Origin of the sequence: Nonomuraea ceibae (assembly GCF_019396325.1) — a bacterium.
Taxonomy (GTDB): domain Bacteria; phylum Actinomycetota; class Actinomycetes; order Streptosporangiales; family Streptosporangiaceae; genus Nonomuraea; species Nonomuraea ceibae.
This window is the reverse complement of record NZ_JAHKRO010000215.1, coordinates 1-6945: the sequence shown is the minus strand read 5'-3', so window position 1 is coordinate 6945 and position 6945 is coordinate 1. Positions and strand designations below refer to the sequence as shown.

At 70.1% G+C, this 6945-nt stretch carries 9 protein-coding genes and 1 pseudogene; 7 read left to right on the top strand and 3 right to left on the bottom strand.

Translation table 11 applies throughout. The annotated features are described in order from the left end of the window. The 6 genes and pseudogenes from KME80_RS53545 to KME80_RS49115 all read left to right on the top strand — a co-directional run. On the top strand, window positions 1–131 hold a 131-nt coding region (locus tag KME80_RS53545), incomplete at its 5' end, for a BBE domain-containing protein (protein ID WP_219519019.1). A gap of 12 nt (window positions 132–143) precedes the next feature. Next, the gene (locus KME80_RS49135; protein ID WP_219519739.1) at window positions 144–1025 is read left to right on the top strand and encodes an alpha/beta fold hydrolase; all 882 of its coding nucleotides are present in this window, start codon (window positions 144–146) and stop codon (window positions 1023–1025) included. Further along, window positions 1022–2161, top strand: coding sequence for an MFS transporter (locus tag KME80_RS49130; RefSeq protein WP_219519737.1), 1140 nt, complete (start codon window positions 1022–1024; stop codon window positions 2159–2161). The genes KME80_RS49135 and KME80_RS49130 overlap by 4 nt, the downstream gene beginning before the upstream one ends. 788 nt (window positions 2162–2949) lie before the next feature. Continuing rightward, a pseudogene (locus KME80_RS53540) lies at window positions 2950–3214 on the top strand (multicopper oxidase domain-containing protein); the annotation flags it as partial. A 154-nt stretch (window positions 3215–3368) separates the two neighbouring features. Next, complete coding sequence (locus tag KME80_RS52500) at window positions 3369–4106, top strand: multicopper oxidase family protein (protein WP_219519735.1); 738 nt, start codon at window positions 3369–3371, stop codon at window positions 4104–4106. Between the two features lie 94 nt (window positions 4107–4200). Beyond that, a complete protein-coding gene (locus KME80_RS49115; RefSeq protein WP_308126268.1) occupies window positions 4201–4926 on the top strand; it encodes a helix-turn-helix transcriptional regulator in 726 nt (241 codons plus the stop codon). Window positions 4927–5062: 136 nt separating this feature from the next. On the opposite strand, the gene KME80_RS49110 is transcribed toward KME80_RS49115, so the two are convergent. Together KME80_RS49110 and KME80_RS49105 are read right to left on the bottom strand one after the other, a co-directional pair. Continuing rightward, window positions 5063–5599, bottom strand: coding sequence for a hypothetical protein (locus tag KME80_RS49110; RefSeq protein ID WP_219519730.1), 537 nt, complete (start codon window positions 5597–5599; stop codon window positions 5063–5065). Further along, window positions 5596–6141, bottom strand: a complete 546-nt coding sequence (locus KME80_RS49105) for an MFS transporter (protein WP_219519727.1) — start codon at window positions 6139–6141, stop codon at window positions 5596–5598. Before KME80_RS49105 ends, KME80_RS49110 begins: the two co-directional genes overlap by 4 nt. An 11-nt stretch (window positions 6142–6152) precedes the next feature. Between KME80_RS49105 and KME80_RS49100 the strand changes: the two genes are divergently transcribed. After that, on the top strand, window positions 6153–6305 hold the full coding sequence (locus KME80_RS49100) for a hypothetical protein (RefSeq protein WP_219519724.1): 153 nt from the start codon (window positions 6153–6155) through the stop codon (window positions 6303–6305). Between the two features lie 37 nt (window positions 6306–6342). Here KME80_RS49100 and KME80_RS51510 read toward each other — a convergent pair whose 3' ends face one another. Then, the gene (locus KME80_RS51510) at window positions 6343–6498 is read right to left on the bottom strand and encodes a response regulator transcription factor (RefSeq protein ID WP_281427556.1); all 156 of its coding nucleotides are present in this window, start codon (window positions 6496–6498) and stop codon (window positions 6343–6345) included. Between the last annotated feature and the right edge of the window lie 447 nt (window positions 6499–6945).

The window sequence follows — 6945 nt, the reverse complement described above, 5'->3', positions numbered from 1 at the left end:
TCACCTTCCTCAGCCCCGGCGAAAGCGCGGCCGACGCCTTCACCCCGGCCGCACTCGATCGCCTGCGCGACGTCAAACGCCGCCACGACCCGCACGCCGTCTTCCGCAGCAACTTCCCGGTCCACCCCTGAAAGGTACGCGTGATGACCTTCCGTCCGATCGCCCGCACCGTCCACCGGCACGCCGACGTCAACGGCGTCCGCGTCTTCTACCGCGAGTCCCTCCCGGAGCGGCGCGACGCCCCGGTCATGCTGCTGCTGCACGGCTTCCCATCGGCCTCCCACCAGTTCCGCCGCCTCATCGACACGCTCGGCGGGCGCTACCGGCTCATCGCGCCCGACTATCCGGGCTTCGGCCACACCCGTGTCCCGGCTGGGTTCACGTACTCCTTCGACGCCCTTGCCGACGTCATCGAGGGGTTCGTCCGGGAGCTCGGTCTCACCCGGTTCGTGACGTACGTTTTCGACTTCGGCGCCCCGGTCGGCTTCCGCCTCGCCGAACGGCACCCCGAGTGGATCGCCGGCCTCGTCGTGCAGAACGGCAACGCCTACACCGAGGGCCTGTCGGACGGCGCACGCGACTTCATCGCGCTGCGCCCGGACACCCCCGGCTCCGAGGAGACCATCCGCGCCCTGCTCACCCTGGACGGCACGCGCGGCCAGTACGAGACGGGCGTCGCCGACCCCACGCTCATCGCCCCCGACGGCTGGACCCTCGACCAGCACTTCCTCGACCTGCCCGGACGCGCCGAGGCCCAGGTGGCCCTGGCCGTCGACTACCACCGCAACGTGGCGCGCTACCCGCTCTGGCAGGCCTGGCTGCGAAAGCACACCCCGCCCACGCTCATCACCTGGGGCAGCCACGACCCGTTCTTCCCCGAACCGGGCGCCCTCGCCTACCTGCGTGACCTTCCCGAGGCCGAGCTGCACCTGTTCGACACCGGCCACTTCGCCCTGGAGACCCACCTGCCGGAGATCGCCCCGCTCATCGCCCGCTTCCTGGACCGCGTCTGGGCCGCGCGGTGAGGGGCGCGGCGGCCGGGCTCGCGGTGCTGTTCGCCGTGGCGCTGACCACCATCACCACCGAAACCTTGCCCATGGGGCTCCTGCCGCAGCTCAGCCGCGGTCTCGCAGTGACGGAGTCCTGGGCCGGGCTGCTGGTCGGCGGCTACTCCCTGCTCATCATCGCCACCGCGGTCCCGCTCACCACGTTGACCGGCCGGTGGGACCGCCGGCGGCTGCTGCTGGCGGTCATGGCGCTGTTCGCGATCAGCAACGCCCTGCTGGCCGCCGCGCCGAACTACCAGGTCGCGCTGCTGGCCCGGCTGATCGCCGCGCTCGGGCACGGAGTGCTGTGGTCGGCCATGGCGGGCTATGCCGCCGGCCTGGTGGAACCGGCCAAGGCCGGACGAGCTGTCGCGGTGGTCTTCGCCGGGAACTCCGCCGCGCTGACCGTGGGCGTTCCGCTCGGTACGCTGCTGGGGCAGGCGGCTGGCTGGCGCGCCGTCTTCGCCGTCCTAAGCGGTGTGTCGGTGCTGCTGGTGCTCGCCGGTCGTGCCGTGCTGCCCCGCCAAGAGGGTTCCGCCAGGCCGGTGGGCGCCGGGCAGGCGCTGCGCATCCCATCCGTCCGTCAGGTGGCGGCGGCGACCGCGCTGGTCATGCTCGGACACTTCACGCTTCACACCTACCTGGTGCCCTACCTTGGATCCGCCGCCGCCGCTCCCGCGCTGTTCGTCTTCGGCCTGGCGGGGATCGCCGGCGTGGCGGCAGCGGGCCTGCTGGCCGACCGGCATGCCGGCGTCGCCCTGCCGGGCTGCCTCGGCCTGCTCGCAGCCGCGCTGGTGGCCCTGCCGGTGACCGGCGGGCCCGCGACGATCACCGTGATCGCTGTATGGGGGCTGGCGTACGCCGCGCTGCCCACTCTGCTGCAGACCCTGGCCCTCCAGCGGGCGCCGGGCGCGGGTCCGGGGGCTTCGGCGCTGTTCATCATCGCCTTCAACGCCGGGATCACCGCGGGCTCACTCGCCGGAGGGCAGGCGTTGGCATTCCTCGGTACGGGCCTGCTGCCGGTGGTAGCGGTGATCCCGGTGCTGTCCGCCCTCCTCGTCATGTGGCTGGGCGCCCGCCGTCAGGCCAGGGCGTACGCTGCGGTCGTCACTTGAGCCGTCCCGGCCATCCGTAAGACGTGGTACGCGGATCCATCGTGCGGTGGATCGTCACAGTGCGGTGTCGTGGTTGGCGAGCCCGGCCATGGCGCCGAAATGGGGCGTGACCGGCATGCAGTTGCCGGCGGACACGTAAAGTACAGCGTCTCCGGGGAGCGCATGCGCGCAGGCCATGACGGAGGTCCGTGCTGGAGAGGCAGTGCTCGGCCAAGCCCGCCTTCTCCAAGACGTTGACGGTCACCACCCATCGTAGTCTGTCCATGTCACCGATCTCGGCGAGCTGGACCTGCGTGCGCTCCTGCTCCTGCGCGTGGAGCAGCCAACAGTGCATACGCGCCGTCAGCCCGAGCTCGGCGAGCGAGGCGGCGATCTGGGTCATGCAGGACGTGGCCGGCGTGGTCCAGCAGGAACGACATATCTGGTTCTGCGCGAACGGGCGCCATGGCGGTCATGCCTCAACTCCAACAAATTCCATTCCAGATTATCCGCTAATGTCCACATCAGCCTCAGCATCTCCCAAGGCGCCGCACGCCCTCATCACCAAGGCCGAAACGGCGCCATGGACGTATGGTCAGGCCCCATCGTGCATCGACGCAAGTTCCTCACAATCGCCGCCCTGTCCAGCTTGGCAGCGGCCTGCGGCTCCGGCTCCCAGGACGGGCCCTCCTCCCCGGCGGCCGCACCCGACTTCGCCAATCCTCTGCGGGTACCCCGCTTCTCCACCCAAGCCGGGCAAGGACGGCGTACGACGCATCGACCTGTCCATGTAGGCGGGCCGGACGCAGATCCTGACCGGAAAACAGACATCCACCTGGGGCTTCAACGGAGCCTTCCTCGGCCCCACCCTGCGCGCCGGCCGCGGTGACAAGGTCGAGATGGCCCCACGCAACCGGCTGCCCGAGGTCAGCACCGTCCACTGGCACGGCATGCGTCTGCCAGCCCAGATGGACGGCCCCGCACCAGCCCATCCAGCCTCGCACCGTCTGGACGCCGCACTGGACCAACGACCAGTCCGCCGCCACCTCGTGGTACCAGCCCCACCCGCACGGCATGACGCCCCGGCACGTCCACCGCGGCGGCCGCCGACGGCTCCTTCGACGGCGACCCGCTGAAGGGCACCTTCGGCATCCTGGGCGACCGCATCCTCGTCAACGGCACCCACAACCCCCACCTGACCGTCACCGCCGAGCGGATCCGGCTCCGCGTGCTCAACGGCTCCAACGCCCGGATGTACAAGCTGACCTTCGCCGACCAGCGCCGCTTCCACGTCACCGCCAACGACGCCGGCCTGCTCGGCGCCTCGGTCGAGGTCGAGCAGTTCTCACTCACCCCCGGCGAGCGCGCGGAGATCATCGTGGCCTTCGCGCCCGGCGAGCAGGTGGTCCTGCGCAGCGTCGACAACGGCGTCGACATCGGCGAGGGCGACTTCGACCTGCTGAAGTTCATCGCCGCCAAGGACCTCAAGCCGGCTCCCAACGTCCCCGCCCGCCTGGCCTCTCCGCCTCCCATCACCGCGCCCGCCGGCGCCAGGGTACGCCGCTTCAGGCTCAGCGAACACGACGCCATCAACGGCAAGGAGATGGACATGGCACCCATCGACGAGGTCGTGCCCGCCGGAGCCGTCGAGATCTGGGAGATCGAGAACAACGTCTACTCCCGCACCTCCCACATTCACGAGGTGGCCTTCCAGGTGCTGGAGACGGACGGCTCCCCGCCGCCCGCCTACGCGACCGGCTACAAGGACACCGTCTATGTGCCCGCCACGAGCCTCGTGCGGCTCGCGGTCCAGTTCGGTGACTTCACCGATCCCGCCTCGCCGTACATGTACCACTGCCACATCCTCCGCCACGAGGACTCCGGCATGATGGGACAATTCGTGATCGTTAAACCCGGCACCGAGGCTCAGGTGAACCTGAGCAGCCCCGCCCATACAGGGCATTGATCAGACCCCATCGTGGGCATCCGGTCTGGGGCCGCCCGGGCGGAGCTCACGTGCCGGTCGCCCCCATTCACCATTGCGGACCCGAGGGAGAGGTGTGAACGACAGCACGTCGTTGGCGCAGCTTGTCCAACGTCTGGAAGAGGTGGTGGGCGAACTGCGAGGGATCCCTGTAGACGTCGAGCGGGTAGATGACGACGCGCTCGCCCGGCAGCAGATCGCGCAGGTCGCCCTTACGGCTGGCGAGCTACGCGCCATGCACCCCTTGGGCGCGATGGAGCGGGGTTCCCATGAGCAAAAGAGCAGGCGCAGGGTGCTCGATGCCCTGCAGCGTGGCATGACGATGCGCACGATCGTCCACGCGAGCGTGCTGGACGACCCTCGCAAGGCGGCCCGTATCAGGCAGTTGCATACCTCCGGCGACCTGCACCGCGTCGTCGACGAGCCGATTCAGCAGATGCTCATCTTCGATCGCGCAGTGGCATTCGTGCGGATGGCCCCCTTCGTCTACGCGCCGGGCACCCTGGTGATCAGGCAGCAGAGTCTGCTCACTGCCCTCATTGACCTGTTTGAGCGGACCTGGGCCAAGGCCAGGGAGTTCGACGAGCCGACCCACAGGCTGAGTATCCGCGAGCGCGAGGTGCTCGCCCTGATCGCGGAGGGGCGCTCCAACAGCGCCGTCGCACGCGCCTTGTCGATCACGGAGGCAGCCGTTGGCAAACATGTGGCCAGCGTGTTCGCCAAGCTCAAGCTGCCCGAGACTCCCGACGACAACCGGCGGGTGCTGGCGGTGCTTGCCTACCTGCGTGGAACAGCGAGGTAATGCCAACTCCACCACGTTTCTCACCCTCGTGCCAGGCGGCCGGGGTAGGCGTCGAGTTGTTCGGGGGTTTCCGACCAGGGACGGCCGGCGTAGCAGCGGCGGTATAGGGCGATGATCTCAGCGGGGTCGAGCCGGGTCATGAAGGCATCGCTTTCTTCTGGAACCGTACGGTGGGGACGATGGTCAGGGCGGCGACCGCGGCCAGCAAGAGGAAGGCGAGGCGGAAACAGGCCGTGGCGTCGCGCAGGACGCCCGCGAGCATGGGGGCCAGGGCGGCGCAGGCGTACCCGACGAAGAATGCCATCGCGCTGATCCTGCTCGCCTCGGCAGAGTCGCGGCTGACCGCCACCGGCACGGTCAGCACCAGGGTGAACAGGCCGCCGTGCCCGATGCCCAGGGCGAGGACCCTCAGCCAGGTCACCGTGCCGGGCGCCAGGGCCAGTCCGGCGAAACCGAGCACGGTCAGCGCCGCCGTCAGCGCGAGCCCCGCGCGCAGATCGTGCCGTTCGCCGAGTACGGCCGGTACGGCCAGCATCGCGACCACCTGGACGCAGATCATCACGGTGAGCAGCGTCCCCGCCGCGGTGCCGGGCCCGTTCTCCTGGAGCCGGGGCACGACCAAGGCCAGCTCGCAGTAGTACAGGGCGGCGTTGGCCGCCGACAGCGCCGTCACCCGCCAGGCCAGATCATTGCGCCAGGGCAGCCCGGTGGTGTGCGGGCCCGCGGGGCGGCCACCCGGTCCAGGGCCAGGGAGCGCCGGGACGCCGCCCATGCCAGCCCACCGGCCAGCGCGAGCACCGACCAGGAGGCCAGCGCCCCGGGCCAGGAACCGAGGAAGTCAGTCAGGGGCGCGCTGACTCCGGCCGCGACGGCGCCGCCCGCGCCGAGCCCCGCAGTGTAGATGCCGGTGGCCATGCCAGGGCGGTCGGCGAAGCAGCCCTTGACGACGGCGGGCAGCAGCGTCTGGGCGATGGCGATCCCGGCCCCGACGACCGCCGCGCAGGTCAGTTGCAGCCAGGTGGATCCGCCGGCGAGGCGGGCGGCGGTGGCCACGGCGATCACGACCAGGCCGAGCAGCACCCCGCGATGGAGCCCGAACCGGCGGGCCGTCACCGCGGCCAGCGGCGCGCACACCCCCATGGCCAGGGTGGGAACGGTCGTCAGCAGGGCCACCCCGGTGACGGTCAGGTCCAGGTCGGCGCGGCTGCGGTCCACCAGGGCGCGCCATGGCCGCGGCCGAGGATGCCTGGGCGGACGCCCTGCGTCAGGTCACGATCGCCGGCCTCGCCGCCCGCATCGACGCCGACAGCGGGGGAACGGCGATGGGCGCCGTTAGCCGGTGGCTGGCCGCCGCACGGCCGGAAAACGGCCAGGAATAGCCTGAGACTTGGGCAGCGGGTAGGCAGTGCCGGCGGTTCACGCGTGGCCGTGTTCCCAGGCCCAGGCGGCGATGCCCACGCGGTTGCGTACCCCGAGCTTGCGCTGGGCGTTGGCCACGTGGGTCTTGGCGGTGCCGGCCGAGATGAACAGCTCGGCGGCGATCTCGGGGTTGGACCTGCCGCCCGCGACCAGCTTGACGATCTTAATGGCGGTGATCCAATGGGTGGACGTGGATCTAGATTGAACGCGCTGCCTTCGCCAGATAGTAAAGCCTTGACTGGTGCAATCCTGCTAGCCCGACCCACTCTGAGCGGAGCCGTGCTGACCGGCGCCTCCCTGAAGCGGGTAGTTGTCGATGACAACACCGTCTGGCCCGACGGAGTCGAACCGCCCTTGATCGAACCAGCACGGCCGCGATCGCTCCCACCTATCCGTCCCCGAGCCTATGACGAATTCGCAGTCAGGGACGAGCCATCTGAGTGATTACGTGAGTTCACCGAGCCCATGGCAGCGGGTCGCGTCCTCGGAGCGGTGTAAAAGGCTCGACGAGGTAGGTGCCGTGAGTGGATCTTAGGCGGCCTCGGTGACGGGTGCCAAGGCCGGGTCGCCGGTCGGATACAGCTGGGCGGGCGGGTGGAG